A 1,788-nucleotide genomic window follows, 5' to 3' on the forward strand; every position below is an offset into this window, starting at 1 on the left:
GAGTAAAATTCCACTTGCGAAATTTTAGGATAAAATTCCGCATAGAATTCCGACCGCTGAATTATAAAGATAATTCGGATTTTACCTGCTGAAATCTTTAGAATTCTGTGCGCCGTTAAAAAAATTACTTTATAAGGAGTTTTGCAATGGACTTTATGGTGATATTGCAATTTATCGTTTTGTTAGGTGGCATCTACCTAGGCGTTAAGCTAGGCGGCATGGGCGTCGGTTATGCAGGCGGCTTGGGCGTTGTCGTCCTAGCCATTTTGGGCATGAAGGTGGAATTTAAAGATATTCCAGTTGACGTTATCTTGATTATCGCATCGGTAATCTCTGCGATTACGGCGCTACAAGTCGCGGGTGGACTTGATTATCTGGTTCAGGTGGCATCTAAAATTTTGCGCAAAAACCCAAAACAGATCAACTACCTAGCGCCTATCGTTACCTATCTACTTACGATACTTGCGGGCACCGGACATACTGCGTTTTCTATGATCCCTGTTATCGTAGAGGTCGCAAAGACGCAGAATATCAAGCCTTCCGCTCCTCTTGCGCTTTCGGTCGTTTCATCTCAGGTCGCGATCACGGCAAGCCCTATTTCGGCAGCATTCGTCGCTATGAGTGGTCTATGCGAGAAGCTAGGCGTTAGCTATCCTAAGCTTTTGTTTATCTGCATCTCTACTACCTTCGTAGCTATGATCATTACTGCTTTCATCGTAAATAAATTCTACGATCTTGATCTTTCAAAAGACCCTGTTTACAAAGAGAGGCTTTCAAAAGGTCTTGTAGCCGAGATCAAAGCCGAGGAGTATAAAGAGCCGAAGCCTTACGCGAAAAGATCGGTTGCTATATTTGCTATCGGTGTTTTGATCGTCGTTTGCTATGCGCTTGCGATCTCAAAGAGCGTCGGCTTGGTAGAAAAACCGATCCTTTCAAGAGATAGCGCGATCATCAGCTTTATGCTAACTATCGGCTTTCTTATCGCTGTTTTATGCAAGATTGATACGGGCAAGCTGCTCTCTACCAGCACCTTCCAAAGCGGTATGAATGCGTGCATCTGCGTCATCGGTATCGCGTGGCTCGGTACTACTTTCGTAAACGGTCACATCGACAGCATCAAAGAGGTAGCTAAAAATGTCGTTACGCAGTATCCTTTCGTACTAGCCGTCGCGCTATATTTCCTAAGCTGCTTGCTATACTCGCAGGCTGCGACCACAAAGGTTATGATGCCTGCCGTTGCCGCCGCGCTTGGAATGACTAGCCCTGAAAATTCTGGTCAAATTTGGATCTTAGTCGCATCGTTCGCAGCCGTTTCAGGCTTGTTCGTGCTCCCTACCTATCCTACGACGCTCGGCGCGATCGCCATGGACGATACCGGAACGACTAGAGTCGGTAAATTTGTATTTAACCACTCATTCTTCCTTCCGGGAACCATTATGGTTGCGCTTTCGGTCGCTCTAGGATTTTTAGTAGCTCCTGCGCTAATCTAAGATTAGTATTCCTTTCCATTTGCGCCGAATTTTTCGGCGCATTTTTAGCTCCATTTAAAATCTTTAATATAATTTAGTAGGTAAAATTCTATCGATTTTGGGGTCTGCCATATTTGCTTATAAATTTAACTTCTAATCGCATGCAAAAAACTACAAGTCTTCCGGTAGTATTTGAGTGGAAGTAAAATTTTATTTGAAATTTCATACCCATATTATGCTAGATGATAAATCAAAATTTCAGCCAAAAAACATATAATGTAAGAAATTTAAAACAAGGATAAAATATGAAAAATCTCAT

1 protein-coding gene is annotated in these 1,788 nt (G+C 42.8%); it reads left to right on the forward strand.

Annotation, left to right across the window (positions count from 1 at the left end; all coding sequences use genetic code 11):
* The first annotated feature begins 146 nt into the window (after positions 1-146).
* A complete protein-coding gene (locus Q0238_RS03970) occupies positions 147-1,490 on the forward strand; it encodes an anaerobic C4-dicarboxylate transporter (RefSeq protein ID WP_297943111.1) in 1,344 nt (447 codons plus the stop codon).
* Positions 1,491-1,788 lie beyond the last annotated feature (298 nt).

It is taken from the genome of uncultured Campylobacter sp. (assembly GCF_938045775.1).
In the GTDB taxonomy this organism is placed as follows: domain Bacteria; phylum Campylobacterota; class Campylobacteria; order Campylobacterales; family Campylobacteraceae; genus Campylobacter_B.